22 protein-coding genes are annotated in these 26,167 nt (G+C 51.6%); 11 read left to right on the top strand and 11 right to left on the bottom strand.

All coding sequences use genetic code 11. The features are described from left to right. The 3 genes from BGL48_RS00315 to BGL48_RS00325 are packed head-to-tail and all read right to left on the bottom strand — an operon-like array spanning position 1 to position 1,892. The gene (locus BGL48_RS00315) at positions 1 to 741 is read right to left on the bottom strand and encodes a DNA-binding domain-containing protein (RefSeq protein WP_069360773.1); all 741 of its coding nucleotides are present in this window, start codon (positions 739 to 741) and stop codon (positions 1 to 3) included. Next, a complete protein-coding gene (locus BGL48_RS00320; protein WP_069360774.1) occupies positions 738 to 1,577 on the bottom strand; it encodes a DUF692 domain-containing protein in 840 nt (279 codons plus the stop codon). Before BGL48_RS00320 ends, BGL48_RS00315 begins: the two co-directional genes overlap by 4 nt. Positions 1,578 to 1,631: 54 nt before the next feature. Beyond that, positions 1,632 to 1,892, bottom strand: a complete 261-nt coding sequence (locus BGL48_RS00325) for a DUF2282 domain-containing protein (RefSeq protein WP_069360775.1) — start codon at positions 1,890 to 1,892, stop codon at positions 1,632 to 1,634. 243 nt (positions 1,893 to 2,135) lie between these two features. Between BGL48_RS00325 and uvrD the strand changes: the two genes are divergently transcribed. Further along, the gene (uvrD, locus tag BGL48_RS00330) at positions 2,136 to 4,316 is read left to right on the top strand and encodes a DNA helicase II (RefSeq protein ID WP_069360776.1); all 2,181 of its coding nucleotides are present in this window, start codon (positions 2,136 to 2,138) and stop codon (positions 4,314 to 4,316) included. An 86-nt stretch (positions 4,317 to 4,402) separates the two neighbouring features. Here uvrD and BGL48_RS00335 read toward each other — a convergent pair whose 3' ends face one another. Continuing rightward, entirely contained in the window at positions 4,403 to 5,047 is a 645-nt protein-coding gene (locus BGL48_RS00335; RefSeq protein ID WP_069360777.1) for a LysE family translocator, read from the bottom strand. Beyond that, positions 5,044 to 5,976, bottom strand: a complete 933-nt coding sequence (rarD, locus tag BGL48_RS00340; RefSeq protein ID WP_069360820.1) for an EamA family transporter RarD — start codon at positions 5,974 to 5,976, stop codon at positions 5,044 to 5,046. Before rarD ends, BGL48_RS00335 begins: the two co-directional genes overlap by 4 nt. Positions 5,977 to 6,213: 237 nt before the next feature. On the opposite strand from rarD, the gene recQ reads away from it, so the two are divergent. The 4 genes from recQ to BGL48_RS00360 all read left to right on the top strand — a co-directional run bounded on the left by recQ (position 6,214) and on the right by BGL48_RS00360 (position 9,594). Then, positions 6,214 to 8,028 carry an ATP-dependent DNA helicase RecQ gene (gene recQ, locus BGL48_RS00345; protein ID WP_069360821.1) on the top strand — a complete coding sequence of 605 codons (1,815 nt, stop codon included), beginning with the start codon at positions 6,214 to 6,216 and terminating at the stop codon, positions 8,026 to 8,028. After that, positions 8,015 to 8,317 carry a DUF3630 family protein gene (locus tag BGL48_RS00350; protein ID WP_069360778.1) on the top strand — a complete coding sequence of 101 codons (303 nt, stop codon included), beginning with the start codon at positions 8,015 to 8,017 and terminating at the stop codon, positions 8,315 to 8,317. Before recQ ends, BGL48_RS00350 begins: the two co-directional genes overlap by 14 nt. A 112-nt stretch (positions 8,318 to 8,429) precedes the next feature. Continuing rightward, positions 8,430 to 9,098: a 7-cyano-7-deazaguanine/7-aminomethyl-7-deazaguanine transporter gene (locus tag BGL48_RS00355; protein ID WP_069360779.1), complete on the top strand. Its 669-nt coding sequence runs from the start codon at positions 8,430 to 8,432 to the stop codon at positions 9,096 to 9,098. A gap of 61 nt (positions 9,099 to 9,159) precedes the next feature. Continuing rightward, a complete protein-coding gene (locus BGL48_RS00360) occupies positions 9,160 to 9,594 on the top strand; it encodes a GNAT family N-acetyltransferase (RefSeq protein ID WP_069360780.1) in 435 nt (144 codons plus the stop codon). 546 nt (positions 9,595 to 10,140) lie between these two features. Here the strand turns inward: BGL48_RS00360 and elbB are convergent. Next, positions 10,141 to 10,791: an isoprenoid biosynthesis glyoxalase ElbB gene (gene elbB, locus BGL48_RS00365; protein ID WP_069360781.1), complete on the bottom strand. Its 651-nt coding sequence runs from the start codon at positions 10,789 to 10,791 to the stop codon at positions 10,141 to 10,143. Between the two features lie 453 nt (positions 10,792 to 11,244). On the opposite strand from elbB, the gene polA reads away from it, so the two are divergent. Next, positions 11,245 to 13,995 carry a DNA polymerase I gene (polA, locus tag BGL48_RS00370; RefSeq protein WP_069360782.1) on the top strand — a complete coding sequence of 917 codons (2,751 nt, stop codon included), beginning with the start codon at positions 11,245 to 11,247 and terminating at the stop codon, positions 13,993 to 13,995. A gap of 556 nt (positions 13,996 to 14,551) precedes the next feature. On the opposite strand, the gene yihA is transcribed toward polA, so the two are convergent. Next, positions 14,552 to 15,193, bottom strand: a complete 642-nt coding sequence (yihA, locus tag BGL48_RS00375) for a ribosome biogenesis GTP-binding protein YihA/YsxC (protein ID WP_069360783.1) — start codon at positions 15,191 to 15,193, stop codon at positions 14,552 to 14,554. Positions 15,194 to 15,342: 149 nt separating this feature from the next. On the opposite strand from yihA, the gene BGL48_RS00380 reads away from it, so the two are divergent. The 5 genes from BGL48_RS00380 (at position 15,343) to hemN (ending at position 19,834) form a co-directional block, all read left to right on the top strand. Next, positions 15,343 to 15,960 (top strand): c-type cytochrome, encoded by a 618-nt coding sequence (locus tag BGL48_RS00380; protein ID WP_069360784.1) that lies wholly within the window; start codon positions 15,343 to 15,345, stop codon positions 15,958 to 15,960. Positions 15,961 to 16,628: 668 nt separating this feature from the next. Next, positions 16,629 to 17,270 (top strand): class I SAM-dependent methyltransferase, encoded by a 642-nt coding sequence (locus tag BGL48_RS00385; protein WP_069360785.1) that lies wholly within the window; start codon positions 16,629 to 16,631, stop codon positions 17,268 to 17,270. Then, positions 17,267 to 17,752, top strand: a complete 486-nt coding sequence (gene yihI, locus BGL48_RS00390; protein ID WP_069360786.1) for a Der GTPase-activating protein YihI — start codon at positions 17,267 to 17,269, stop codon at positions 17,750 to 17,752. Before BGL48_RS00385 ends, yihI begins: the two co-directional genes overlap by 4 nt. Positions 17,753 to 17,765: 13 nt before the next feature. Beyond that, positions 17,766 to 18,260 carry a DUF2489 domain-containing protein gene (locus BGL48_RS00395; RefSeq protein ID WP_069360787.1) on the top strand — a complete coding sequence of 165 codons (495 nt, stop codon included), beginning with the start codon at positions 17,766 to 17,768 and terminating at the stop codon, positions 18,258 to 18,260. A gap of 200 nt (positions 18,261 to 18,460) precedes the next feature. Continuing rightward, a complete protein-coding gene (hemN, locus tag BGL48_RS00400) occupies positions 18,461 to 19,834 on the top strand; it encodes an oxygen-independent coproporphyrinogen III oxidase (RefSeq protein ID WP_069360788.1) in 1,374 nt (457 codons plus the stop codon). Positions 19,835 to 19,902: 68 nt separating this feature from the next. Here the strand turns inward: hemN and add are convergent, their stop codons facing one another. The 4 genes from add to glnL all read right to left on the bottom strand — a co-directional run bounded on the left by add (position 19,903) and on the right by glnL (position 26,156). Next, on the bottom strand, positions 19,903 to 20,904 hold the full coding sequence (gene add / locus BGL48_RS00405) for an adenosine deaminase (protein ID WP_069360789.1): 1,002 nt from the start codon (positions 20,902 to 20,904) through the stop codon (positions 19,903 to 19,905). Between the two features lie 85 nt (positions 20,905 to 20,989). After that, on the bottom strand, positions 20,990 to 23,542 hold the full coding sequence (locus BGL48_RS00410; protein WP_069360790.1) for a bifunctional diguanylate cyclase/phosphodiesterase: 2,553 nt from the start codon (positions 23,540 to 23,542) through the stop codon (positions 20,990 to 20,992). Positions 23,543 to 23,653: 111 nt separating this feature from the next. After that, positions 23,654 to 25,063, bottom strand: coding sequence for a nitrogen regulation protein NR(I) (gene glnG / locus BGL48_RS00415; RefSeq protein WP_069360791.1), 1,410 nt, complete (start codon positions 25,061 to 25,063; stop codon positions 23,654 to 23,656). Further along, complete coding sequence (gene glnL / locus BGL48_RS00420; RefSeq protein ID WP_255377275.1) at positions 25,056 to 26,156, bottom strand: nitrogen regulation protein NR(II); 1,101 nt, start codon at positions 26,154 to 26,156, stop codon at positions 25,056 to 25,058. Before glnL ends, glnG begins: the two co-directional genes overlap by 8 nt. Between the last annotated feature and the right edge of the window lie 11 nt (positions 26,157 to 26,167).

Here is a 26,167-nt window from a genome sequence, read left to right on the forward strand (position 1 = left end):
TTACTCCTTTGCATTATAGGCAGTCGTTGGGGTGGTAAATGCATTCATGGCCGCGAGCTCAGACACACACGCCAGTTGCGCCTCTGACAGCGCGCCTAATGGTGTATGGGGGCAGGTTTTTAGCACGCTGACATGATGGGTATTGAGCGCGTACCAATGCACCTTGTCGTGGTGAGCAACCAGCAACAAAGCTTGCGGCTTCTCGACCACCAAGCCCTCGAACTGTTCGGTGGCGATCGCTTGCCACAGGTCACTCACCGCGTAGTCACTTTCAAACAAACGAGCTTGATGGTTGAGCGGTAAACAAACCTGCGCTTGTTGCTCAGGGCTTAGCGATGAGAGCGCGCTGCCTTCAAACGGTGGAGACGCTGGGGCGAGAGTGAGCGCTACTTGCGCCCACTCAAAACGGGCAAGCTCGGCGCAACACGGCACGGGCTCGATAATATTGGGCAGGGCGCGCAAGGTCGCATCGAACTGTGCGCCATAGTCTTCCATCACCCCGGTTTGCGGGGGATGCACCATCGCATGATGACGGGCTACCGCGTCAAAACACGCCTCACCCAGTAGCGCACAGGTCTTGGGATACTCGCATTTTAAGGTGTCGGTCAGGGTGACCACATAATGGTTGCGATAAATCTGCACTCGCTTGTCAGCGGCAAGGCGACCGTCTTTTATCGGCAGCGGCTGAGGGTCGTCCCGCAATGTGGCCGCAAAGGCCTGTTGCAGGGTGGCTAGCGTCATACTGCCTCCTTGTGTCGAGCCAGTCGGTGGTGGGCTTTGGCCGCTTCTGCTAACAATCGCTCGGGCGTGGGCAAGTCGCTATCCCATTCAATGAGGGTGTGGCGTGGGCCGTGGCGGTCAATCCACTGTTGATAGAGCGTCCACACCGCCTCGCTAACTGGCTGGTTATGGGTATCTATCCAAATCTCTCCTGCGGGTGTGTGTTTGACGGTAAACCCTGCCAGGTGGATCTCTTTCACCGCATGGGCAGGAATCGCGTCAAGGTAGGTGCTGGCGCTAAAATGATGGTTAAACGCGCTGACATGAACATTATTTAAATCGAGCAGTAAATCGCAGCCCGTGCGAGCGTGCACTTCGGCGAGAAATTCCCATTCGTGGTAGTCACCCTGAGCAAAGCTTAAATAGCTCGATGGGTTTTCAATCAGCAGAGGACGCTGCAGCGCGTCTTGAACCTGCTGCACATTGGCGCAAAACACCCGCAATGCCTGCTCGGTGTAAGGGAGGGGGAGTAAATCGTGAAAGTGCTGCCCATCTATCCGGCTCCAACTTAAATGGTCAGACACAAACAGTGGCTCGACGTGTTTGACCAGTGTACACAGCTTGTCTAAATGGGCCCGATCAAGCGGCTCGTCGCTCCCCAGCGATAATCCCACGCCATGGCAGCTGATGGCGTAATCCTCACGTAACCGCATCAAGGTCGAAAAAGCCGGACGGTGAGGGCGGAAATAGTTTTCACTGTGGATTTCTAACCAGCCAAGCTTTGGGCGATAGTGGTCGAAGTAGGTGAGATGGGGTTGTCTGAGTCCCACGCCAGTCAAAATGGTTGCTTCATCCATGGTCGCTCCTTGTGGTCGAGTGACAAAGCCCGGGGCAAGCCCGGGCGCGCCATATCAGGATGACGAGGTACTGCCGCCGACTAAGCGGTCGCATAAGCCTTCAGGCACCATGACAAAAGCGTCTTTTTGGCCATCTTTCGTTGACGTGCCCGCACAGGAGCTGGTGTTGGTGGCGCAGTCGTTTTCCCCTGCTTTAACGACGCCGTAGCATTTTTCTTTTTCTGCCGCATGGGCCGGTGCGCTAGTGAGTGTGGTGGTACCCACCGCCAACAATCCTGTGACAGCAGCGGCAACAGCTAGGTTAGTGTTTTTCATCATGTATCCTCTTCTTGTTCCGTGTTGGTGTTATCAGCCCTCTGATTCGTGGTGGGCCTATAAATCAAGATAGGAAAACATTGCACAATCTTTCATCATTTAAGTGTTTTTTTTGCATGGTTATGGATAAACTGCTGAATTTTAAACTTAAAAAAGTTGCGCCGGGATCGGGCGCGCAATTTAGCGCTGAGCTGGTATAATCGCCAACCAGTGTATAAATACCCAGTAAAATGGCAGGTGGCGATGGACGTATCAACTCTTCTTGACGGACTCAACGACAAACAGCGTGAAGCCGTGGCCGCGCCGCTCGGCAACCATTTGGTGCTGGCAGGTGCTGGCAGTGGTAAAACTCGTGTGCTGGTTCATCGTATGGCTTGGCTGATGCGGGTGGAAGAGGCGTCGCCGTTCTCGGTGATGGCGGTGACCTTCACCAACAAAGCAGCAGCGGAAATGCGTGGCCGTATTGAGCAATTGATGCAAGGCACGGCCTCTGGCATGTGGTGTGGTACCTTCCACGGTATTTGTCATCGTATTCTCCGTGCCCACTATTTGGACGCCAACCTGCCACAAGACTTCCAAATTCTTGATTCAGACGATCAGCAGCGCTTGCTACGCCGGTTAATTAAAGCGCAAAACTTGGATGAAAAACACTGGCCTGCCAAGCAAGCGAGTTGGTATATCAATGGCAAAAAAGACGAAGGCTTGCGTCCCAAGCACATTGATACCCGCCATGATCCGGTTGAAAGCACTTGGCTGCGGATTTATCAGGCGTATCAAGAAGCCTGTGATCGCGCCGGTTTGGTGGATTTTGCCGAGATCTTGCTGCGAACCTTAGAGTTATTGCGCGATAAAGCAGTGATCCGTGAACACTATCAAGCACGTTTCCAGCACATTTTGGTGGATGAGTTCCAAGATACCAACAACATCCAATATGCGTGGCTGCGTATGATGGCGGGCCAACAGGCGCATGTAATGATTGTGGGGGATGACGACCAATCTATTTACGGCTGGCGTGGCGCGAAAGTCGAGAATATTCAGCGTTTTCTGGACGATTTCACTACCCCACAGACCATTCGTTTGGAGCAAAACTACCGCTCAACCAGTACGATTTTGCAAGCGGCCAACACCCTGATTGAAAACAATGCCGACCGGATGGGCAAAAGCTTGTGGACCGAGGGCAAAGAGGGTGAGCCCATCTCTGTGTATGCCGGTTTTAATGAACTGGATGAAGCGCGGTTTGTGGTCGGGAAAATCAAAACCTGGCAAGACGAAGGCGGCGCGCTCACTGATAGCGCCATTTTATACCGCAACAACGCCCAATCTCGGGTGCTGGAAGAAGCCTTAATTCAAGCTGGCTTGCCTTATCGTATCTACGGCGGTATGCGCTTTTTCGAACGCCAAGAAATCAAAGATGCGCTGGCGTATTTACGTTTGATGGCGAATCGCAATGACGATGCGGCGTTTGAACGGGTAGTGAACACGCCCACTCGAGGGATTGGTGATCGTACCCTTGAGACGCTCCGTGGCGCGGCGCGCGATCGCGGCCAAACCTTGTGGCACACTGCCGAGCAAATTTTGGCAGAAAAAGCGTTGGCAGGACGCGCGGCCAATGCGTTGGGCCGGTTTATCGAGCTGGTCAATGCGCTAGAAGATGACACCCGTGACATGGCGCTGTATCAACAGACCGATGCCGTGATCCGTCACTCCGGCTTGCGCGCCATGTACGAGCAAGAAAAAGGCGAAAAAGCGCAAGCACGCGTCGATAACTTGGAAGAGTTGGTGACGGCCACGCGCCAATTTACGCCGCCCGAAGAGGCGGAAGCGGAAGGCATGACACCGCTGTCGGCATTCTTGGCCCACGCCGCCCTTGAGGCCGGTGAAGGTCAAGCGGACGAGTTTGATGATGCGGTCCAATTGATGACCTTGCACAGTGCCAAAGGCCTCGAGTTCCCCTTAGTCTTTATGGTCGGGGTAGAAGAGGGCATGTTCCCCAGCCAGATGTCAGCCGAAGAAGCGGGTCGCTTAGAAGAAGAGCGTCGCCTTTGCTATGTCGGTATGACGCGAGCGATGGAAAAACTCTATCTCACCTACGCAGAAATGCGCCGTGTGTACGGCAAAGACATGTTCCATAAGATCTCGCGCTTTATTCGTGAGCTGCCCGAGGCCTGCTTGGAAGAAGTGCGCATGCGTGCCAATGTCTCACGCCCTGCCGCCAGCGGTGGTCGTTTTTCCAAAACGCAGACTCAGGAGAACTTTAACCAAACCGGATTTAGTTTGGGTCAGCGGGTTCAACACCCTAAGTTTGGTGAAGGCACCATCATCAACTTTGAAGGCAGTGGCGGGCAAAGCCGCGTACAAGTTGCCTTTAATGGGGAAGGGATTAAGTGGTTGGTGACTCAGTACGCCAAACTGGAAGCGCTTTAATCTCGGCTGCTTAACGTCAAAAATACGCCCAGCCTTGGCTGGGCGTATTGGTCTTTATCCCATTGCCTGCTTTTTCTGCCGCGGCGTTAGCCGAACACGCCGGCTTGCCAAACGACCGCGCCACCTAACAGCAAAAATAACAGTGCACACAGGCCATCGATAACCGGGGCGACTTTGGTGAGCACTTGCTGTACGCGACTGCCTGATAGCAGCCAGGCGAGTGACGAAAACCAGCCCAATGAGAGTAGGAACACCACCGCCACGGCTATGGCTTTGCCACTGGCAGACATGCTGGCCGGCACCAAGGTACTCATCAAGGAAATAAAAAACACCAAGGCTTTAGGGTTAAAAAGGTTGGTCAGCACCCCTTTCCAAAAGGCCTGTTTTTGGCCGCGTACCGCAGGCGCATCATTGGCGGCTTGTGCCGGCGCTGTGGTAGCGGCGAGCAAGCCTTTGATTGCGCTAAGGCCTAAATACATCAGCACACTGCCCCCCGCCACTTGCACCCACATAAAGAGTTGTGGGTGCTGATGCACCAACAGACTGATGCCGGTAATGCTCAGTATTGTGTGCGCCAAAATACTGAGCGATAACCCTAGTGCGATCGCTAAGCCAGTGGCACGGCCATAACGGGTCGCATTTTGGAGCACCAAGGCAAAATCGGGCCCGGGGCTGAGCAGCGCAATCATATGTACCCCCGCCAGCGTGGCGAGAATAGCGAACTCATTCATCCTGATTTTCCTGCTGACAAAGGCGTGGTCTCTATCTTGGACTCTTGCTGTTGTTTTGCCCGATAAGCATCAAAGCTAAATATCGCCAAGGCGGCCCAAATAAAGGCAAAGGTGGTGGCTTTATCTGGGGTAAAGGGTTCGTCATACAAGCCGACGGCGAGTAAAAACATTAAGCTAGGGCCGATATATTGGAAAAAGCCCAATACCGTTAAGGGTAAGCGGGTGGCAGCACCCGTAAAGCACAGTAAAGGCACCGTGGTGATCAAACCGGCAGCGGCCAGTAGCATATTGAGGCTAATGGGATTCTCGAGCAGGTTGGCGCTGGGTGTATCGGCAAACTGCCACAGATAAATCAGCGCAATGGGTAAGAGTGTGCAGGTTTCCACAAACAAACCCGGCACCGCAGGAAGATTGATTTTTTTGCGCAGTAAGCCGTAAATCGCAAAACTGGTGGCCAGCACCAGCGCAATCCAAGGCAGTGAACCAAAGGTGATCAGTTGCACCAACACTCCCACCAACGCCAGCGCGGCGGCAAGCCACTGCAGACGGCGGAAACGCTCACCAAGAAAGATCATCCCCAGCGCCACGTTCACCAGTGGATTAATGTAGTAGCCAAGGCTGGCATCCAGCATGCGGTTATTAACAATCGCCCAGATAAAAATCAGCCAATTACAGCCAATAAAGCAAGAGGTGAGCATTAACATCAACAGCTTTTTCGGTTCGCGGATAATCGGCTTGAGCTGATAAAAACGACGGGTGAAAAAAAGCAGCAATGCCAAAAAGACAAACGACCACAATACCCGGTGCGCTAAAATTTCCGGCGCCGGAATATGGTTGACCGTTTTAAAGTACATGGGGGCGATACCCCACATAATGTAGGCCGCCAGGGCCAATAACACGCCTTGGCGTGTACGTTTGGGATCAGGAATCACAGCGCAGTCTCGTTATAAGTGTCGGTCAGGGATGAACACCAACGTGTGCATGTTGTCTAGATGTAACAAGTTGTAAGGATGGGCGCAAGCACCTTTCTCTGTGCTCAGGGTTTCATCGCCTACAGGGTGTCGGTAGAATGAGCGCCAGTTTGAATAACGAGCTTGATTATGTCCGCCACCCCCGCCCATGCCGATGCGTCAACGTCTAGCGACGCCCCCATTGCTGATCCTGCCATGAGCCCTGCCCATCAGGTACTCAAAGCGGTGTTTGGTTATCACCAGTTCCGTGAAGGGCAACAAGCGGTGATTGATGCGGCGATTGCGGGGCGTGATGCCTTGGTCATTATGCCGACCGGGGGAGGCAAGTCTCTGTGCTATCAGATCCCCGCGTTGGTGCGCACCGGCTTGACCGTGGTGATTTCACCTTTGATTTCATTGATGAAAGATCAGGTTGACCAGCTTAATGCCAATGGGGTTGCCGCGGCGTGCTTAAACTCAGCGATGACGCCTGAGGCGCAAGCGGATACCTTGCGTGCGTTAAATCAGGGGGAGGTGAAGCTACTCTATGTGTCGCCTGAGCGCGCGTTGGGGCGCGACTTTATCCATCGCTTAACGGAGTGGCAACTGGCGTTGATTGCAGTCGACGAAGCGCACTGTATTTCCCAGTGGGGCCATGACTTTCGTCGCGAATATGCCTCTTTAGGCCAGCTCAAACAGCACTTTCCTGACGTGCCTGTGATGGCGCTGACAGCCACCGCGGATGCCACCACGCGCGAGGATATTTTATCCCGCCTTGCCCTGAACGATCCGCTGGTACACCTGGGTAGCTTTGACCGTCCTAACATTCGTTACACCTTGCTGGAAAAGCACAAACCTTTAGCCCAATTGGTGCAGTTTCTGAGTGGTCAACGCGGCCAATCCGGGATTGTCTATTGCAATAGCCGCAAGCGAGTTGAGCAGGTCACTCAAAAACTGTGTGACAACAATATGCTTGCCGCCGCTTACCATGCGGGGATGACCACAGAGGCGCGCGGATCGGTCCAAGAGGCGTTCCAACGTGATGATGTCAACATTGTGGTGGCGACCGTGGCGTTTGGGATGGGGATCAACAAGCCCAATGTCCGCTTTGTGGTGCACTATGATGTGCCGCGCAATATTGAATCTTACTACCAAGAAACCGGCCGTGCCGGGCGAGATGGACTGCCGGCTGAAGCGGTGTTGTTATATGACCCCTCCGACATGGGATGGCTCCATCGCTGCTTGGAAGAAAAGCCGGATGGGCCACAAAAGCAGGTCGAAAGCCATAAACTGACCGCGATGGGGGCGTTTGCCGAAGCGCAAACCTGTCGCCGTTTAGTGCTTCTAAACTACTTTGGTGAGAACCGCCAAACCCCTTGTGGCAACTGTGATATTTGTCTCGACCCGCCCACCCATTTTGATGGCACCGAACAAGCACAAAAAGCGCTGTCGTGCGTGTACCGTGTTAACCAAAGCTTCTGGGTCGGGTATGTGGTGGAAGTATTGCGCGGGATGCAAAATCAGCGCATTAAAGATCATGGTCACGACAAGCTCTCTACCTATGGTATCGGGCGAGAGTGGAGCCATGAATACTGGGTGAGTATTATTCGCCAATTGATCCACCGCGGTTACTTGGTACAAAACATTGCCCGCAGCTCAGTGCTGCAGTTGACCGAACAAGCGCGGCCATTACTGCGCAGCGAGATTGCCCTTGAGCTGGCGGTGCCGCGTATTGGCCTAAGCCCGCGCACCAAAGCCAACAAACTGAGCCAGCGCCATTACGATAAAAAATTGTTTGCCAAGTTGCGTAAGTTGCGCAAGGCCATTGCTGACGAAGAAGATATTCCGCCTTACGTGGTATTTAACGATGCCAGTTTGATGGAAATGGCTGAGATGCTGCCGTCATCGCAAGCGGAACTCTTAGCGGTCAGTGGCGTCGGGCAGCGCAAACTGGAAAAATTCGGCGATGCGTTTTTGGACTTAATTGATGATCATCTTAGTGTAAGTGAATTTGGTTATGGCACCGAGTAACTGGCAACTGATGGCGTCCGACGGCGCCTTGGCGTTTTATCAGCCTCAGCTTGATGCGGATAATGCTAAAGAAGTCTGTCAGCCGTTGTTAGACACCCTCGCGGCCTCTGTGCTTGAGTGCCAACAGGACGCTGACATGATGACTTGGCTGATTGATTTTGAAGGCACGCGCTTGATGCTCAAAGCGGCACATTATACCCAGAGCGTGTGGGTAGAAGCGCTGGATAATGAGGGCGACGAGGTAATTGCCTTTTTGCGCCATTGGTGGACGCGTCATCCGCCTCTTTAAATTGCACTGGCACCGGCGCTTGATTGCTGTATAATTCGCCACCTCGCGCTGCCTGTAGACGGGTAGCTAAGTCTTTTGGGTTCCCTCGCCCCCAATAACAAAAAGGTGCACGATGAGCCACTTTTCTCTTGCTCAGCAGCGTAAAGCGCTGGGTTACCTCGTTCTATTCCATCTAATCATTATTGCCTCCAGTAATTACTTGGTGCAGATCCCCTTTACGGTTTGGGGTTTCCATACCACCTGGGGAGCCTTTACCTTTCCGTTTATTTTTTTGGCCACTGATTTAACCGTCAGGATCTATGGTCCGACTCTGGCGCGCCGCATTATCTTGCTGGTGATGGTGCCCTCGCTGCTGATTTCCTACGTGTTATCCGTCTTGTTTTACCAAGGCAGTTATCAAGGCATGGAGCAGCTGGGTAGCTTTAATCTCACCGTCGCGCGGATTGCGATTGCCAGCTTCATGGCTTACTTGCTGGGTCAGATCTTAGATATTCATGTGTTCAACCGGTTACGTCAGCAGCGCCAATGGTGGGTTGCGCCCAGTTGTTCGACCTTGTTTGGCAATGCGTCAGACACGCTCGCCTTTTTCGCGATTGCGTTTTACCAAAGCCAAGATGCTTTTATGGCGGCGCACTGGGTTGAAATTGCTTTGGTAGACTATGCCTTTAAGCTGATTATCAGCTTGGGGCTGTTTATTCCTTTGTATGGGGTGTTGCTCAACCTGATTATTCGACGAATTACACAGGTGACCCCGTCGGCGACGGTGCAGCAAACGTCCTAATCAGTCGTAGAATAAAGAGTCGCATCGCGGCTCTTTTTTTACGTCAATACGAGGAGGTGAGATGGAAATTCGTGCTGGGCACTTAGAGGAGGCGGTAACGGTACTTAACAGCGTGCCCGAGTTGGATGCAGGAGTATCCTTGGAGCAATGCCACGCGCGATTAGCCGGACGCACGGCATTGGTATTGGTCGCGTATCAAAACGGTGAGCCTGTGGGGGCGAAAATAGGCTATGCCACCAGTCAGACGCAGTTTTATAGCTGGCTGGGCGGGGTGAGCAAAGCGGCGCGAGGTCAAGGGGTAGCGAAAGCGCTACTCAAGGCTCAAGAAGCGTGGGTTGATGAGTTTGGTTATCAAACGCTTGCGGTCAAATCACGCAACCGCTTTACCGCGATGGTGTGCATGCTGGTGCGTCATGGCTATCAGGTGGTGGCATTGGAGCAAAAAGGTCAGCCTGCCGATTATCGACTTTATTTTGAGAAGCAGATCAATAAATGAACAGTGAGTGGAAAATAAGCATATTTTTTTCTTGATAAACGATAATGAGAATGGTTATTATTAACTCGAAATCAGGGTCAAGCCCACATGCTTAACCCTGAAGGCACGACATTGCTCACATTGCTTCCAGTGTATTAGCGGGGCGCTTATCAGACAGTGACTAAGTTAGCCCATTTTTGCTAGGCGACACCTTTCGGGGTGTCGCTTTTTTCTTTTCTGGGTACTGGCTTTTCGAACGATGGATGTTGGCATTATGGCGGTGGATGCAATGACAGTTTGATGACAGCGAGAGAGTCTGAGCACAAGATCAACAAATCAAAAAGCATCGAAATTATTTGTTGAAAATGCTAATGAGAATGGTTATTGTTAACTTGTCTTCAGGGCCAAGCCCACATGCTCAGCGCTGAAGGCACGACATTGCTCACATTGCTTCCAGTGTATTGGGGCCAGCAAACTGTTACTAAAACAGCTTTGTTTTTGCGCTCACCTGTTACAGCGACGCCGCTCTCGGCGTCGCTTTTTTCTTTGTGTCTTCCTATTATGTGCTTAGGCCAGCTCAACCAGTTTTTTCACCATCCGATTGATGCCACTCGCGGCGTCCGACACAGATGTTGCCAGCATATAGGCCGGTGTGGATAGCAGATGGTGGCGTTGGTCTAACACATAATCCGATACTGGACATTCGATATGCTCACCGCCCATACGGTTAAAGGCGGCGGCGATGTCTGGCTCATTACCAATGGTGCCTTTGACGCCTTTTGGGTAGATCTGCGGGATCATGATCGGGGCGATACACATATAGCCAGCAGGCTTCTCGGAACGGGCAAAGGCCTGACACACTGCAAACATATCTTGGTGTACCTGAACCGGATCGCCATTGTAAGCAAAGTCCGATAAGTTTTTCGCGGCACCAAAACCGCCAGGAACCAGTAGGGCGTCGAAGTCATCGGCGTTCAAATCCGTTAGCGGAAGTATTTCCCCACGCACAATGCGGCTGGCTTCAGTGAGCACATTACGCGTTTCGCTCATCGCTTCGCCAGTACGATGGTTAATAACATGGTGCTGATCGATATCTGGGGCAAAGCACTGCCATTGAGCATCGTTTTGCTCGAGGGCCAGTAGGGATAACACAGTTTCTTGGATCTCGGCACCATCAAACACGCCGCAGCCAGATAAGATCACAGCCACCTTTTTCATCACGCTCTCCTTGTATCGGCATTTAAAATATTGCAATCCGAGTGGGCAATGCTTAAAGCGTCGTCTACGCTTAATTGCGTCTAACAGTGTCGCATTGGCCAAGGGCTTATGCGAAATAGTAGCCAAGATCGCAAGAGAAATTGGTGATTATCTCCGCAGTTTGTGATGACTTTCTCTGCAACCTTTGACGCCAGTAGCGATTTCTTTTTCCACACCACAGGATCCTTTTTCGATCAAGATCTAGATCCTGTGATTTTTCCTAAGTTAATGTTTTTATTTAATAAAAAATCCATTTCTTATGTTTGTTTAGACAAAATCAAAACCCTATAAAATAATTACCAACAAAGTTATCCACAGATTGGCGACCTTGTGGGAAAAACCATGGTTAACAGGGGTCGAGACTCGTGGCATGCTTAACGGCTAACGTGTTTAACTGGCGATCAAGATTCTGATATGGCAACTCTTCCCGACAATCCGTTAATCCTTGTGGATGGCTCCTCGTATCTTTACCGGGCATACCATGCGTCCCCTAATCTCACTAATAGCCAAGGCGAGCCCACGGGCGCGGTATTTGGGGTGGTCAATATGCTGCGCAGCTTGTTGCGACAGTATCCACATTCACACGTGGCGGTGATTTTTGATGCCAAAGGGAAGACGTTCCGCGATGACATGTATGAACAATACAAAGCCAATCGTCCACCGATGCCAGATGATCTACGCGGGCAAATTGAACCTTTGCACAAGATTATCAAAGCCATGGGTTTGCCTTTACTCGCGGTAGAAGGGGTGGAAGCCGATGATGTGATTGGCACGCTCGCCACGCAAGCCTCACAAGCGGGGATGCCGGTGCTTATCAGTACGGGTGATAAAGATATGGCGCAGCTGGTGGATGAGCATGTCACCTTAATCAACACCATGACCAATGTGGTGATGGATCCTGAGGCGGTGCGTGAGAAGTATGGCTTTGGTCCTGAGCATATGATTGATTATCTTGCCTTGATGGGCGACAAAGTCGATAACATTCCCGGTGTACCTGGGGTCGGTGATAAAACCGCGACCGCGTTGATTGCCAATCTGGGCGGCTTGGATGATATTTACGCCAACCTTGAGCGTATCGCCGACCTTGGTTTCCGTGGTGCGAAGAGCATGGCGAAGAAACTGACAGAGCATAAAGAGTCGGCTTATTTGTCACACCAGTTAGCAACGATAAAATTGGACGTTGAACTGGACTTCACCCCTGAACAGCTGGTCAAGCAAGAGCCTGATAATGACACCTTGGTGGCCATGTATCGTGACTTGCAATTCCGCCGCTGGCTCAAAGAGCTGGATGAAGGTGATGCGCCAGAAGAGGCGGTGTCTGATGAACCTATCTCGCAAGCGGCCACGATTGACCGCAGTGGTTATCAGACCGTTCTGACACGCGACGCGCTGGATAGTTGGCTTGAAAAAATCCGTGATGCTGAGGTGGTCGCGGTGGATACGGAAACCGATAGCCTCAACTATATGGAAGCCAATCTGGTTGGGATTTCATTTGCCGTCGCGCCGGGTGAAGCGGCGTATGTGCCGGTAGCTCATGATTACCTGGAAGCGCCTGCGCAGTTATCGCTGGATCAGGTGCTGGACGTATTACGCCCTTGGTTGGAAGATCCTTCAGCGGCGAAAGTCGGTCAAAATCTGAAATATGATGCCAGTGTGTTTGCGCGTCACGGGATCACCTTAAAAGGGATCGCCTATGACACCATGCTGGAGTCGTACGTCTATAACAGTGTGGCGGGACGTCATGACATGGATAGCCTCGCTGAGCGCTACTTGCAGCATACCTGCATCAGCTTTGAAGAGATTGCCGGGAAAGGCAAGAAACAACTGACTTTTAACCAAATCCCGCTTGAGCAAGCGGCACCTTATGCGGCGGAAGATGCGGACATTACGTTGCGTTTGCACCAATACCTGATTGGGAAAGTCACCAGTGACGAGAAACTAAAAACCATTTTTGAGTGCTACGAGATGCCGCTGGTCAGCGTGCTGTCGCGCATGGAACGTCATGGGGTGCTAATCGACAAAGACAAGCTGGCGACCCAATCAGAGGCGCTACATACTCGTTTGATTGAGCTTGAGCGTGAAGCCTTTGAGATTGCCGGCGAAGAGTTCAACTTAAGCTCGCCCAAGCAACTACAAGCGATTTTGTTTGAGAAAATGGGCCTGCCGGTGGTGAAGAAAACCCCATCAGGGAGCCCTTCAACCAATGAGGAAGTGCTGCAAGAGCTCTCACTCGATTACCCGCTACCTGCGCGGATTTTGGAATACCGTGGACTGGCAAAACTCAAATCGACGTACACGGACAAATTGCCGCGCATGATTAATGCGCAAACGGGCCGCGTGCATACCTCGTATCATCAAGCCGTCACTGCGACGGGGCGCTTATCGTCCACCGATCCGAACTTACAAAATATCCCCATTCGTAACGAGCAGGGGCGTCGTATTCGCGAGGCCTTTACGGCAGACGCGGATAACACCATTTTGGCGGTGGATTACTCGCAAATCGAATTGCGGATTATGGCGCATTTATCTGGTGATAAAGCCTTGCTAGAAGCGTTCCGAGAGGGCAAAGATATTCACGCCGCCACCGCAGCCGAAGTGATGGGTATCCGCCTCGATGAAGTCACCAGTGAACAGCGTCGCCGCGCCAAAGCGATCAACTTTGGCCTGATTTATGGCATGAGTGCCTTCGGCTTATCTCGTCAATTAGGGATTGGTCGCCATGAAGCACAAAGTTACATGGATACTTATTTTGAGCGTTATCCAGGCGTGAAGGCCTACATGGACCGCACCCGTGAGCAAGCGGCGGAAAAAGGCTACGTGGAAACCATTTTTGGTCGTCGCCTTTATCTGCCTGAAATAAAATCACGAAACGGCATGCGTCGTAAAGGGGCCGAGCGCGCGGCAATCAATGCGCCGATGCAAGGGACGGCAGCCGATATTATCAAGCGTGCGATGATACTGGTTGATCAATGGATCCAAGCCAACGCCGCGGATGAGGCTCGCCTGGTGATGCAGGTGCACGATGAACTGGTGTTGGAAGTCAAAACGTCATCAATGTCCAAAGTTGAAAGCAAAGTACGGAAATTGATGGCGTCAGCGGCTGACTTGGATGTGCCTTTGATCGCCGAAGCAGGGTTCGGCGATAACTGGGGAGAAGCCCACTAAGTTCAGGGTTTTTATTGACCTTTCTGTCTTTTTACACTGAAAGCCGATATTTTTATCGGCTTTTTTTTATTCATTATCCACCTGATCTGTGGCGTTTTTACGCTAAATAGGTTTATTTTTATGAAAAAAAATTACGTAAGATACTTTTCAACACTGAGTGATTGATATACAGTTAACAGCGTAGGGTACAGAGGTAAGATGTTCTATCTTTCAGACCTTTTGTTTCACGTTATTGGATTTGGCTGATTCAGCAGCCCCAGTCAGGATACTGACTGGGGCTTTTTTTATTGGCTAATCGTCATCGCGAGGCGTCACCCTGCCACTGCCTTTTTATCGTTTGCTGACTCGCATTATTCCATTCTTTTCAAAAAAATTAGAGCAATTACTTTAATTTTGGCTAAGGGCTTGGTTATAATGCGCACAGCTTCTTGTTCTTTATGTGTCTATAGGGTCTGATTGAGATCGCTTAAGCACAAAGATTCGCCGGCCCTCATATTGAGGGTCGGCTTTTTTTTATCTACGTCAGTGACAGGCAGGCTTTCCCCGTTAAAGCGGGTTAATCGGTTGGTTGTGCGTCGTCGGCGAGGGGAGAGGGATCTTGTTGATACCAGCCGTCTAGCTTGCGGCGTAATTTATCGACGCCCATGCCTTTGAGCGATGAGTACAACTCGACCTCAACATCGCCGCAAAAGGCCAGTGACGCTTCACGGATTTTCATCAGTTGCTGCTTACGTGCCCCTGATTTCAACTTATCGGCTTTGGTCAGTAGTACCAACACTGGCAAGTGAGACTCTACCGCCCAGTAAATCAGTTGCTGATCCAAGTCTTTCATCGGATGACGAATATCCATCAACACCACTAATCCGCCAAGTTGATCACGTTTTTGTAAATATTCTCCCAGTGAACGCTGCCACTTCTCTTTCATTTCCAAAGGGACTTGGGCATAACCATAACCGGGTAGGTCGACAATATGACAACCTTCGTCCACCTTAAAGAGGTTAATTAATTGTGTGCGCCCGGGTGTCTTACTGGTCTTTGCTAGGCTCTTTTGGTCACAAAGACGGTTAAGGGAGCTAGACTTACCGGCGTTGGAACGGCCAGCAAACGCAATCTCTATCCCCGTATTATCAGGAAGATGGCGAATGTCGGGTGCGCTGGTAACAAACTGGGTGTTACGGTAATTAAGTGATTGCTCCACTGTTAACTCCGTCTCGTCTTGGTGTAGTAGACTGATTACTTTTGTGTGAATTTGTGTAAAATAACCGTGCTCGGTTTTTGATCGGTAATTGTACCATGACGGTAACTAAGTAGTGGTACTGGAAGCTTGATAATTATAAACGGAATGTCATGAAGAAATTAGCGCTAATATTGACTCTCCTCGCCAGCACTTCAGTCTGGGCCCAAGGAGATGCTGAAGCGGGCAAAGCAAAATCCAATACCTGTGTCGCCTGTCACGGTGCTGACGGTAACAGTGTTTTGCCTGATTACCCAAACTTGGCGGGTCAGCACGCCAACTATCTAGAGAAACAACTGAAAGAATTTAAGCTCGGCGCGCAAAGCGGCGGTGAGCAAGGACGATATAACGCTGTAATGGCTGGCATGGTCGCGCCGCTTTCTGAGCAGGACATGGCAGACTTAGCGGCGTATTATGCAACCTTAACACCCAAGCCTGGTACCACGCCTGAAGGCGCTATCGAGGTAGGCCGCCAGCTCTACATGGCCGGTGATCCTGAGCGCGGTATTGCAGCCTGTACAGCCTGTCACGGTCCTCGCGGGAACGGCACCCCTTCTTCTGGTTTCCCGAAAATTTCTGGCCAGCCTGCGAAGTACCTAGCCAGTCAGTTGAAAATGTTCCGCGCCGCAGAGCGTCATAATGATATGAACAAAATGATGCGGTCGGTCGCGGCGAAGCTGACGGACAAGGAAATTGACGCGCTGTCTAACTACTTAGGCGGGCTACACTAATAACCGAGCCGCTCTGCGAAAACGGTGGTGTGATAAACGCCGCCGTTTTATCCCTCCCGTTTATTCGCCCGGCCATCTCACTAGGCCCGCGCTTTGACATCACACCACGCCGATAGCGATAACGGAGACCTCGTGTGTGAGAGATTGGCTATTTGCTAGCAAGAAAAACACGTCACTTTTTGAAAGATATATTTTTTATCCTTTTAAAATCATTGCTTTACCTCCAATTTCCATTTTCGCTTCTTATTTTTATTTGGCGGTCATTCTAGGCAAGCGCGGTCACTGCGATATGCTATCACTATCAACAGGACGTTGGTCTTAAGGACAAGAGACTGAGCTAAGCAAGGCAGATGAGCACCAGGACGGTCTAACCACAGGATGTGGATGTTGCCAAGGTTGGCGCACAAGGATGACGTGACACAGGATGTGTAGTGGGTGTCGAGCGACAAGGACGCAGGAAGCGACGGATAGGCAGGCATGCTACCCACAATGACAGGGTGTTGATACTAAGGCGCTAAGCGCCATTTATCAGGGATGAACCCAGTACCAGGACGGACACGATCCGCTTATTATCGCAAGCGCGATACGCGACAGGCTTTATGCCTGTCGCTTTTTTATTGACCCACTTTCTGCTACATTCGCGCCAGCCTTTGGCATAGATGAATGATATGCAGCACTGCCCTTTATGTGAGCACACAACAACCCATCTTTATCATACCGACAAACGCCGTGCGTACTTTCAATGCACGGATTGCGCGTTGGTATTTGTTGATCGCCAAACGCTGCTTGCGCCCGAGGACGAAAAGGCCATTTATGATTTGCACCAAAATCACCCGGAGGACCAAGGCTACCAGCGCTTTTTATCGCGTTTAGCCACACCCTTGCTGGCGCGATTGGCGGTGCCTGCGAGCGGGCTAGACTTTGGCTGTGGCCCAGGGCCCGTGTTGGCGGGTATGTTGCGAGACGCAGGGCATGATGTGGCCTGCTATGATCCCTTCTATGCGCCACAAACCGACGTACTGGATGAATGCTATGACTTTATTACCTGTACGGAGGCAATCGAGCATTTTTATTGGCCGAAGGCGCAGTGGCATCAATGGCTCTCAATGCTTAAACCGGGCGGCTATTTGGGGATTATGACCAAACTGGTTAAGGATCCAGATGCTTTTTCACGCTGGCACTATAAGAACGATCTGACTCACGTTAGCTTTTTTAGTCGCCATACGTTCCAGTTTTTAGCTCACCAAGCTGGCTTGGCGCTCACGTTTATTGGCAACGACGTAATTTTAATGAGGAAACCACAGACATGACGCGTAAAAAGAAAACGCGCCGCGTAGGATCGGAAGGCCCGGCGCAATACGTAGATAAAAACCAGAACGAGCAAGACCGCATTGCGCGAATGCTGAAAAAGCAGAAAAAGCGTAAGGGCAAGAAAGCCGGCTCGCGTCATTCAGAAGAAGACAACAAGCAAGTGCGTCGCAGCGGTGGTAAAAAAGACCCGCGCATTGGCAGTAAAAAGCCGATCCCATTGGGTACGGATGCAGAAAAACCGAAGCAACCCAAACTCACGCCAGAGCAAGAGCTTGCAAAGCTTGAGCAAGACCCACAACTGAACGTGTTGCTGGATCGCATCGAAAATGGTGAGAAGTTGGGCGCGGGCTTGCAAGCTTACGTGGATGAAAAGCTGGATCGGATTGAAGTGCTGATGGATAAACTGGGCCTGCTGACCGACGACAATGAGTTGAATGATGACGATGACCTGCTGGCTAAATTTGAGCAACAGGATGATTAACAAGGAGTAACCGGTGCAGGAGTGGATCTGGATATTGGCAGGACTTGGGGCGCTGATTATTTTGGCGTTGTCGGTGTACGCAGGCGTATTGCTGGCGAAGCTAAAGCGACAAACCAAATGGCAAGCCGAGATGAAAGAGGCAGCGATCAACCAACGCAATGATAAAATCATTGAGAGCGTTGATGTGATTGCGTTTGCCGCACTGCAGGATCAATGCGATTTGTCGGAGGCCGCGATCCGTCTTTACATGATCATGGATCACCTACAAGGCGATAAGCGGGTTGAGTTTGATAGCCGCTATCCGGCCTTGTTTGAATTGTATGAGGCGGTAAAAGATACCCCTCGTGGTGAGGAAAGAAAGGGGCTGAAAAAGAATGAGCGCATGCGACTTGACTTAGACCGAGCCAAACATGAAGCGCGTCTAGAAGAGGCAATAAAAGTGGAGCTCTCAGACATTCTTGCCTTTACTGGGGGTCGCCACATCCCTGATCATATCCTGACACACTGAGTGTGACTGCCTGGAAAGCAGCCGATAACAGCTGCTTTCCACTGTCATTTTGTCCCAATACCCTTATAATTATTAGGCGAAAATCGATCTCGCCGACACTTTCGCAACATCAGTGCGGGTAGTGCTAAACACCTGACTTAAGGCTGTGGCACACTAGACGCTGTTACTCCTTTCCTAAGCGCTTTTGCGGAATGTAAGCCATGTCATCACCACAAATCATTTGGGATCAAGCCCTTATCAATAAGTACAACTATTCAGGGCCCCGTTATACGTCGTACCCGACGGCACTCGAATTTCATGAGGCGTTTGCGCCCGCGGAATTTGATATGGCGTGTAGCCAGTATCCTGAGCGCCCGTTGTCGTTGTATGTGCATATCCCGTTTTGCCACAAACTTTGCTATTACTGTGGCTGCAATAAAGTGGTGACACGGCACCAGCATAAGGCAGATGAGTATCTGGATGCGCTTGAGCACGAGATCCGTCAGCGTGCATTTTTACTTGGCTCACGTCGTGTGACGCAACTGCATTGGGGCGGAGGCACCCCGACGTTTCTCACTAAAGCGCAAATTTCTCGCTTAATGCACTTGCTACGCCAAGAGTTCGACTTTGAAGACGAGGCTGAAATCAGCATCGAGGTCGATCCGCGCGAAATTCCACTCGATATGCTCGATCATCTCCGCGATGAAGGCTTCAATCGTATCAGTATTGGGGTGCAGGACTTTGATAAAAAAGTGCAACAGCTGGTGAACCGAGAGCAAGATGAAGACTTTATTCACGCCTTGGTTGAACGTGCCCGCGAACTGGGCTTCCGCTCCACCAATCTCGATTTGATTTATGGCTTGCCCAGCCAATCGCCAGAGGGGTTTGCCAATACGCTTGAGCAAGTCCTTACCATGCGTCCGGGTCGACTCTCAGTGTTTAATTACGCGCATTTGCCCAACTTGTTCGCGGCGCAGCGCAAAATCAAAGAAGAGGATTTACCCTCACCGGACGCCAAGCTCACCATGTTGCAAGACACCATCAATACGTTGACGGGGGCTGGCTATCAGTTTATCGGCATGGATCATTTTGCTCTGCCTGATGATGAGCTGGCGGTGGCGCAGCGTGAAGGGCGTTTACATCGCAACTTCCAAGGCTATACCACCCAAGGTGACTGTGATCTGCTCGGGCTCGGGGTGTCGGCGATTTCGATGATTGGTGATTGTTACGCGCAGAATCAAAAAGAGATGAAAGCGTATTATCAGCAAGTGGATGCCGAGCGCCATGCCCTATTCAAAGGCGTGATGCTTGAGCCGGATGACCGCATTCGTCGTGATGTGATTAAAGCGCTGATGTGTAATTTCACCCTAGAGAAAGCGGACATTGCGACACGTTACCAGATAGATTTTGATCAGTATTTTGCTGAGGATCTGGCGTTACTGCAGTGCTTTATCGATGATGACTTGGTCCGGGTGACTGATAAAACGATTTCAGTGACCAAAACGGGCCGTATGCTGATCCGCAATATCTGTATGAGCTTTGATGTTTATTTGCGAGATAGAGCGCGTCAGCAACAGTTTTCGCGAGTGATTTAACCTTAAAAAAACCGCCAAATGGCGGTTTTTTACGGCGTGAGGCTCGCGTGGAGTGGCTCGACGACGACCTAGCGTGTTGCCGCGTGGGCTTTCAGTGCGGCTTTCTCACTATCAGACAAGAAAGCAATCGAAAGGCCATTTTCTTGCAATGTGGTGATTTGCGCCGGCGTTAAGCCCGCGGCAGGGGCAGCGACTTCATATTCATAGGGTAATTCAATCCCTTCCACGGCTGGATCGTCAGTATTTAACGAGGCCAGAATGTCATGGTCGAGGAATTGACGCACCGGGTGCTGCGCGAGATCAGCAATGGTGCTGGTTTGGATGTTTGACGTCAGGCAAGTTTCGATACCTATCTGGTGTTTCGCCAAGTAATCCATCAGCGCTGGATCCTCAATTGCTTTCACCCCGTGTCCGATTCGGGTGGCGCCGAGTTCGTTGATTGCTTGCCACATACTGGCGGCGCCAGCGGCTTCGCCAGCGTGCACGGTCACTTGCAGGTCGCTAGCCCGCACTTTGGCAAAGTGCTCGGTGAATTGGTCGCCCGGTTGGCCCAGTTCATCACCGGCCAGATCGATGGCCACTAAGTGTGATTTCTGTGTCAGTAGTGCATCCAGCTCGGCCATACAGGCTTTTGTGCCGAAGGTACGGCTCATGATGCCAATCAAGTTGGTTTTCACGCCAAAGTCGCGGCTACCCGCCTGTACACCATCGACCACGGCTTCGACCACGCCTTCTAGTGGTAATTGGTGCTTCAGCGCCATGTAGTAGGGCGAAAAGCGCAGCTCGGCATAATCAATTTGCGCGTTTAAGGCATCTTCTACGTTTTCGTAGGCGACGCGGCGAACGGCATCTAAATCCCCTAATACGGCTACGCCCCAATCGAGCTTAGACAGGAACGCCACTAAATCGGGTTCGTTCTTGACCACCTGCACATGTGGGCGCAGTGACTCGATATCGGTAGCGGGTAGTGGCATCGCAAATTTTTGCCCTAGCGCCAAAATAGTGTCGATACGAATATTGCCGTCCAAGTGACGGTGCAAATCTGTCACGGGTAAGTCTTTTGTTATCATCATCGGTTCCCAGCAGGTGAGTTGGGGCTCAGTATAGCGAGTGACTCTCTTATCGTCAGTAGTCAGTGTGTCGATGGCGTGACAGCTATCGCGTGGGGAGCTTATCCGTTACCCGTTCTGTTGGTTGTTCCGCCAAGGGGAGGGGTTTAGCAAACAAGAAGCCTTGTGCAAAGTGGCAACCAATGTCACGCAGCCGTTCGGCTTCTTCCTGGGTTTCTATGCCCTCGGCCACCAGGTGCACATCCATACCGCGTGTCATGGCAACCACGGCTTCAATGATGCGCTGGTTAGTGCTGTTTTCGGTCATCGAGTGAACGAAGCTGCGATCAATCTTAAGGCTGTCAAACGCCATTTGGTGAAGGTATGCCAGCGATGAATAGCCGGTGCCAAAGTCATCGATAGCAATTTTAATTCCCAGCGCGCGGATTTTGGTTAACCCTGAGGTCGCTAAGTGCTCATGACTCATCAGCTGTGACTCAGTGATCTCCAAGGTTAAATTCTCCGCTGGCAGTTGGGTACGATCCAGCACGCTTTGCAGTTTGTCGATAAAGTCGGCCGACAGTAGCTGACGTGCGGATAAATTCACGTGCAGCTGATAATTGGCTGGCCACAAGCCTTTTTGAATCTGCGCCACGGTGTCATAAGCGGCTTGCTCGAGTACCTGCATGCCGATTTGATTGATCAAGCCACTTTGCTCGGCGACGGGAATAAAATCAGCCGGGGAGACCATGCCACGCGTAGGGTGGCGCCAGCGCACCAAGGCTTCCGCGCCGCAGAAGCGGCCATCAAGCAAGCGGACAAAGGGTTGGTAATACACCTCAAATTGATGATGCTGTACGGCGTGATGAAGCTCGAGGAGGAGCCTTGATTGCTCTTGAATCCGTGCCTGCATATTGGCTTCAAAGTACACATACATCGCTGTTTCACTGCGTTTGGCTTCGCTCAATGCGAGACCGGCGTGATCAAGGCCTTCATAAATGGCATCGCCAAAGGTGTAGCCAAAGACTACCCCCGCACACGCGTCGACCAAAACATCATCGTTGCCAATGGTGACAGGGCGCTTAAACAAACTCAGTAACTGATCGACCAATGCCTCTGATTGCGTGCGGTTAGTGGTATTGGGCGCGAGAACGGCGAACTCATCGCCACGCACGCGTGCCAGTAGCATCCCAGAGCCATCGGAGAGGGCGCTGAGTCGATCGGCGATCGCGCATAAAAGCGTGTCCCCGCCTTCTTGTCCAAGGCTATCATTAATGTTGCGAAAGCCGTTGATCCCCAAAATTACTAAAGTATTGGGAGCGTGATAGCGCAAGCCAGCAGCCTGTTCAATCAAGCCTTCACGCGTATAGAGTTGCGTGAGGTTATCTTGGCGGACTTGTTGGCGCAGTGCATTGAACGACTGCTGCAACTTGACCGACATGTTGTTAAATGCTTCTTTGAGTATCGAGATTTCCCGTAGGCTTGCGGGCGTATTGATGCGGTAAGTCAAGTTGCCCGATGCCAGTTTGGCTGCCGCTTCAGCGGTGTCTCTCAATGGGCGAGTCAGTTGGCGTATAATGAAATACACCACCGCAAGCCCGATCAGTGCCATGGTCACCACCAGATAAATGCTGATCTCTTGCTGGCTTAGCAGGTTTTTTAATAGTAGCTGGTCGGGCAGTGCGACCACTACATACCATTGATGCTGAAAGGGAGCGGGCATCGCCACTTGTTTAATGGTGCCATAAAAATGGCCCTTGTCGGCAATATTGAAACTAAAGGGCTTGCCTAAACGGCCGGGTTCGGGCGGCCACGCGTTTGCGACCTGACTAATGGTATTATCGAGGACTGGGTTATGGCTAATATCGGGAAAATGCAAGATATTGCTGGGGCTCTCTTGGCCACTGTGGGCGATCATCCGACCCTCATCGTCGACAATAAACAGTGCCCCCCCAAGTTTTTGTTGACGCTCACTTAAGAAGCGATTAAACGCATTGAGCTTGATGTCGCTGGCGACCACGCCCCACACATTATCGTCGACCATCACCGGGGCAATCGCCGATAAGGAGACTTCGCCGACCTCATCGGCATCACGGTAAATGTCGGTCCAGCGCGGCTGCTCGCGATTGAAAGCAGGAATGTACCATGGTCGGATGCGTGGATCGTAGTGGTTGTCTTGATAAATGACGTTGGCGTGTGGGGTGCGGCCATCAAAAATCCGCAGCGCACCCTGGGTCGCGTCACTTTGTTCCATCAAAATATACTGACCGGCTTGGCTTTTACGATAGCCAAAATACTCGCCCTCAGCATCGACCCCGATACCGAGTGCCTGCATGTGAGGCATGGCTTGATAGAGAGAGGTGTAGCTATTGAGAAGGTAATCACGCAGCCCTGCGTCAGTCGTTGGCGTGTCGGCCAGCCGAGCGGCAAGGCTGTCGGCAACGAATATATTGGCATTAAATGGATGAATAAGATACTGGCGCAAGTCTCGCTCGATACCGACGGAGTAATCCTCGAGTAATAACTTGCCGACAAATTGCGAGCTGGCGCGATAGTGGTTGTTGATGGTAATAATGATCACGACCAGCGTGAGTGTTAGGACGAGAAACACGGGGAGCATCACGGCAGCGCGTATCGACAATGGGCGTAAGTTTCTCATCAGGACAGCAACTTTACTCTTATAAAAAAAACAACATGATTGTTAGATTTTACCTCAATCTCTTTACTTAAATTTAGCAGAGGTTCAAAGAGTGTCAGTTTCAATAATGAGTTAAGACTCAATATTTAGCTCTTTGAGTTTACGTGTCAGGGTATTACGCCCCCATCCTAAAATTTTAGCTGCCTCTTGTTTGTGACCATGCGTGTGCTTGAGCGCCGATTGCAACAAGATGCGTTCAACACTGGGGAGCGCTTGTTGCAAAATACCATGTTGTCCTTGTGTTATCGCATCTTGCGCCCAATACGTGAGAGCCTGCTGCCAATCATGGGCTTCATTGTCGGTCATAGCACTTGGCTGGTTGAGCAGCTCCCTTGGGAGATCGGAGGGCAGCACCTCCTTACTGCTGGCCATCACGGTCAGCCAGCGGCAGGTGTTTTCTAGCTGGCGGACGTTACCCGGCCAAGGTAACTGGCTCATCATGGTTTCTGTGTCTGGGTGGAGTTGCTTGGCTTCGACATCCAGCTCTTTGGCCGCGCGGGCAAGAAAATGCTGACACAGCTGGGGAATATCTTGGCGCCTGTCTTTGAGTGAGGGGAGATGAACGCGGATCACGTTCAAGCGGTGAAACAAGTCGTCTCGGAAACTGCCTTCTGTCACCAAGCGTTCAAGATCTTGGTGGGTCGCAGCGATAATGCGCACATCCACATCGACCGCCGCGTGACCGCCGACCCGATAGAATTGACCATCCGCCAGCACACGCAGTAAACGCGTTTGCACATCCAATGGCATATCGCCAATTTCATCCAAAAAGAGGGTGCCGCCATTGGCTTGCTCAAAGCGTCCTTGCCTGACCGCATTGGCTCCCGTAAACGCCCCTTTTTCGTGACCAAACAGCTCAGATTCAATCAAGTCTTTGGGAATGGCGGCCATATTCAGAGCGATAAAGGCTTGATTGGTCCGCGGACTATGACGATGTAGCGCTTGGGCGACCAGCTCCTTACCCGTGCCCGACTCACCATTGATTAATACCGAAATCGAGGAGCGTGACAGCCGGCCAATGGCGCGAAACACTTCTTGCATCGCGGGAGCCTCGCCGATGATCTCGGGTGTCTGTGTTTGCGGCTGTCGTGACGTTTGTTGCTTTTGCTGCTCTTTATAGTGGGCCAGCGCGCGCTCAACCAGGGCCAGCGCTTCATCAATATCGAACGGCTTGGGCAGGTATTCAAACGCGCCTTTTTGATAGGCGTTGACCGCGGCATCTAAATCCGAGTGCGCGGTCATGATGATCACGGGTAAGTCAGGATATTGCTCATGTACCGCTTTTAGCAGCGCCAGCCCATCGCTACCTGGCATGCGAATATCGGAGACCAACACATCAGGGCGACGTTCATGCAGGGCACTGAGTACATTTTCAGCATTGCTAAACGTATCGCAGGTGAGCCCGGCAGCACTGAGGGTGCGCTCCATCACCCAACGAATGGAGCTGTCATCATCAACAATCCAAATGGTCCCTTTACTCATGTAGCGTGTCCTTTTCTATGATTGGCAATTGGATGGTGAAGCAGGTATGGCCTGGCCAGCTATTCACGTCAATTTTCCCTTGATGCTGATCGATTAAATGATGAGTGATGGCGAGTCCAAGCCCATTGCCGTCAGCCTTGCTGGTGACCATGGGGTAGAACAAGGTGTCTTGCAGATGCGGCGCGATCCCGGGCCCATTGTCGATGATTTCAATTTGCGCGACCACCCGGTGACGCTCGCCATGGATCACGGTTTGAAAGCCCGTGCGCGTGCGCAAGGTGAGCCGCGCGTTTGGCTGACCACTTATCGCATCCGCCGCATTAGTGGCGACGTTGAGAATCGCTTGCTCCAGCTGCTCAGGATCCATCTCAAAATCAGGTAAGCTGGGATCATAATCGCGAATGATCTGGATGCCTTCGTGGTTATCGAGGCTGATCAATTGGCGGACTTTTTCCAATACCACGTGAATATTTTGTCGTTGGCGCAACCCAGGACGCTGTGGCCCGAGTAAACGGTCGACCAAGTTTCGCAATCGGTCGGCTTGCTCGATAATAATCTGGGTATATTCCGCTAAGCTCGCATCAGGCAGCATCTTTTCTAGCAGCTGTGCCGCGCCGCGTAAGCCGCCAAGAGGGTTTTTTATTTCATGCGCCAAGCCGCGTACCAACTCTTTTGCCGCTTGTTGTTGTGCTTTTTGGGTCAGCTCCTTACTGATCCTTTGCTGTTGGCTGACCACATTCACTTCCAGTAGCAGCCGCCCTTCGTCCTCTTGATCAAATAGCGGACTGGCACTGAGTTGCACCTTTTGTGGCTGACCGTCCACCACCCAGGTCACATCACTGTCCGTCAAGCTCTGCCCCGCCCGTGTAGTGTTGGCAATTTGTGCCCAGTCGACGCTGGCGTGCTGAATTTGCTCGGTGAGCGGTCGCGTCAGCAAGCGCCTGGCACTTTGATGCATCAGCTGCTCGGCGGCCGCGTTGACGTACTGAATACGCCATTGGCTATCCACCACAATAATGGCGGTGAGGAGGTGGTCGAACAGTTGAGCGGGTGCCATCCGTGTTGCGTCCTTGTTTGCACTGATTTGGTGCATTGAGTGTAATC

Source organism: Salinivibrio sp. SS3 (genome assembly GCF_001722105.1).
Classification (GTDB): domain Bacteria; phylum Pseudomonadota; class Gammaproteobacteria; order Enterobacterales; family Vibrionaceae; genus Salinivibrio; species Salinivibrio kushneri.

Coding starts and splice junctions, on each gene's coding strand:
- BGL48_RS00315 (WP_069360773.1), bottom strand. CDS start 741: ATGACGCTAGCCACCCTGCAACAGGCCTTTGCGGCCACATTGCGGGAC.
- BGL48_RS00320 (WP_069360774.1), bottom strand. CDS start 1,577: ATGGATGAAGCAACCATTTTGACTGGCGTGGGACTCAGACAACCCCAT.
- BGL48_RS00325 (WP_069360775.1), bottom strand. CDS start 1,892: ATGAAAAACACTAACCTAGCTGTTGCCGCTGCTGTCACAGGATTGTTG.
- uvrD (WP_069360776.1), top strand. CDS start 2,136: ATGGACGTATCAACTCTTCTTGACGGACTCAACGACAAACAGCGTGAA.
- BGL48_RS00335 (WP_069360777.1), bottom strand. CDS start 5,047: ATGAATGAGTTCGCTATTCTCGCCACGCTGGCGGGGGTACATATGATT.
- recQ (WP_069360821.1), top strand. CDS start 6,214: ATGAGCCCTGCCCATCAGGTACTCAAAGCGGTGTTTGGTTATCACCAG.
- BGL48_RS00350 (WP_069360778.1), top strand. CDS start 8,015: ATGGCACCGAGTAACTGGCAACTGATGGCGTCCGACGGCGCCTTGGCG.
- BGL48_RS00355 (WP_069360779.1), top strand. CDS start 8,430: ATGAGCCACTTTTCTCTTGCTCAGCAGCGTAAAGCGCTGGGTTACCTC.
- BGL48_RS00360 (WP_069360780.1), top strand. CDS start 9,160: ATGGAAATTCGTGCTGGGCACTTAGAGGAGGCGGTAACGGTACTTAAC.
- elbB (WP_069360781.1), bottom strand. CDS start 10,791: ATGAAAAAGGTGGCTGTGATCTTATCTGGCTGCGGCGTGTTTGATGGT.
- polA (WP_069360782.1), top strand. CDS start 11,245: ATGGCAACTCTTCCCGACAATCCGTTAATCCTTGTGGATGGCTCCTCG.
- BGL48_RS00380 (WP_069360784.1), top strand. CDS start 15,343: ATGAAGAAATTAGCGCTAATATTGACTCTCCTCGCCAGCACTTCAGTC.
- BGL48_RS00385 (WP_069360785.1), top strand. CDS start 16,629: ATGCAGCACTGCCCTTTATGTGAGCACACAACAACCCATCTTTATCAT.
- yihI (WP_069360786.1), top strand. CDS start 17,267: ATGACGCGTAAAAAGAAAACGCGCCGCGTAGGATCGGAAGGCCCGGCG.
- hemN (WP_069360788.1), top strand. CDS start 18,461: ATGTCATCACCACAAATCATTTGGGATCAAGCCCTTATCAATAAGTAC.
- add (WP_069360789.1), bottom strand. CDS start 20,904: ATGATAACAAAAGACTTACCCGTGACAGATTTGCACCGTCACTTGGAC.
- BGL48_RS00410 (WP_069360790.1), bottom strand. CDS start 23,542: ATGAGAAACTTACGCCCATTGTCGATACGCGCTGCCGTGATGCTCCCC.
- glnG (WP_069360791.1), bottom strand. CDS start 25,063: ATGAGTAAAGGGACCATTTGGATTGTTGATGATGACAGCTCCATTCGT.
- glnL (WP_255377275.1), bottom strand. CDS start 26,156: ATGCACCAAATCAGTGCAAACAAGGACGCAACACGGATGGCACCCGCT.